The organism is Synechococcus sp. R70.1 (assembly GCF_047461675.1).
Lineage (GTDB): Bacteria > Cyanobacteriota > Cyanobacteriia > Thermostichales > Thermostichaceae > Thermostichus.
This window is the reverse complement of sequence record NZ_JANSHR010000023.1, coordinates 1-1,418: the sequence shown is the minus strand read 5'-3', so window position 1 is coordinate 1,418 and position 1,418 is coordinate 1. Positions and strand designations below refer to the sequence as shown.

The 1,418-nt window shown below is 46.0% G+C and carries 1 protein-coding gene; it reads right to left on the bottom strand.

The features are described 5' to 3' along the window. Positions 1–120: 120 nt before the first annotated feature. Positions 121–1,245 (bottom strand): hypothetical protein, encoded by a 1,125-nt coding sequence (locus tag NW807_RS02610; protein WP_414425218.1) that lies wholly within the window; start codon positions 1,243–1,245, stop codon positions 121–123. Between the last annotated feature and the right edge of the window lie 173 nt (positions 1,246–1,418).

Sequence of the window (1,418 nt, the reverse complement as noted above, 5' to 3'; positions counted from 1 at the left end):
TGGATCGGGAAGTTCGGCTGGCCATCTTGGGCAAGGCGGGCAGCACGCCCATGCCGGCTTTTGCGGAGGATCCCTGGTGGTGTATGGAGCAGGCTGTCAAGGTGGTAGCTTAGACTGGGCCTACCTCCTCACAATTCTGTACAGCAGAGACTCAACCTCCTCGACACTAATAGCTGAAAGATTATAGGAGGAGTAGATCCTACTTCTCGTCTCTTGATCAACATCTACCAAGACCAGAAAGACTTGATCTGGGCCGAGACCCATTTCGGAGGCGAGCCAAGAGTACTTCTCTATACAGTCTCTATAGCTGCCGGTCTTCGACTCTATCCAGTAGAATCGGTCGTTAATGTGGAAGAAGAGATCGATCTCAAAGTCGCTACCGTCGGGCAAAGTAACTTCCGCATTTGCGATGTAGGAAAAATCGATCTTCTGTCCCTGCTCTCTAGCAAACTTGATCAGTTGCTGTTTGACATATCTCTCCAGCCAATCTCCAGATAGGAACTTGATTGCCTCTGGAGACTTGCTTAGCTTTACCCTCAGGTTTTTGGAGGATTTTGAGTAGTTATATTCCTCTAAGAAATTAACCTTATGTAGAGTGGAAGCAAGTTGGCAGCTATAACTTATCACTTCCGGGGAGTTGCCTTTTAAGCAAAGAGTTAAGGCCTTTTCTTCTCCAATGCCAGATTTAATTTCTTTGTACAGCTTCTCGATCAGCGAGTACCTCTGACCCATAAGGTTTGATATCCAGTTCAGCTTGTTATCGAGTTCTCCTTCTGCATCGGCTTTTTTACTAGATGGGATCAGGTTCTTCATCCTTATGTTCCTAGACCACAGAAATACCCCTATTTTCACCTGTTCACGGCTAATCGTCCCTGGCGGCAAACTCTTGAGTCGCGCGCCAGCAGTTCGCTCGTTAGTTTCCTTCGTCTTTTGAAGGCTAGAACTTGAGCTTAGATTCTGGGAAATTTTTTCTGTACTTTCTAATAGCCTGCTCAGGATATTCTGCTGGTTACTTATGTTCTTAACTAGCTGACTTCTGTACTCAGCTAAATGCTGAAGGAAGTTTTGGTAACTTTCGGACAGACTTTCTGAGATATGAAGTTTGAAGCCCTCAAGATCAGCTTGTAACTTTCTTAGAATCTCATCCAGTAACTGACTATTAGCTCTTTGAGTGAGCCTACAGGTATAAACGCCCAGGCAGAAACCAATAGCCAATCCAATTAGAAGACCTAAAAGCAGAGTCATCTTCCCTTGATCCTATTTTCTTTAACCTAACTCAGGAGTTGTGAACAGCTAGGAAGATTTTAAAGCATTGCTACCTCCTGCTTACTCTTGAGCCAGAAGGGATCCCAGCCAGCCCTGCTGGAGCGCTTTCTGGGCGGGAGTGAGCTCAGGCAAGGCCTCCAGGGTGTACACAT